The organism is Telluria sp. AZSoR62 (assembly GCF_058111565.1).
In genome coordinates this window covers 1-238 of record NZ_JBYTST010000575.1, presented here as the reverse complement: position 1 = coordinate 238, position 238 = coordinate 1, and the positions used below count along the sequence as shown (strand labels likewise).

The 238-nt window shown below is 62.6% G+C and carries 1 protein-coding gene; it reads left to right on the top strand.

Going from position 1 to position 238, the window contains the following annotated elements; translation table 11 throughout:
- The coding region (locus AC3XQU_RS24810) for a Gp37-like protein (RefSeq protein ID WP_489876751.1) at positions 1 to 238 on the top strand (238 nt) is incomplete at both ends.

The following is a 238-nucleotide window of genomic DNA, read 5'->3' as shown; positions in this document are numbered from 1 at the left end:
GGAGAATCTGTTCGATCCGTCGTCGTGGGCGTCGAACTTGAATCCCGCGAACTGGCCGATCGTCGTCATTCCCGGCGACTTCTTCGGCGACACATCGATGTGGCAGGTCATCACCACCAGATTCGGCAACCTGCACGACGTCATCGCACCGGTCCTCGCGGACGCGGGCCTGCAGGTCGTCGTGAAGCGCTGGTTCCCGGGAATGCCGCAACCTGCGCCGAACCACTTCATCCTGACC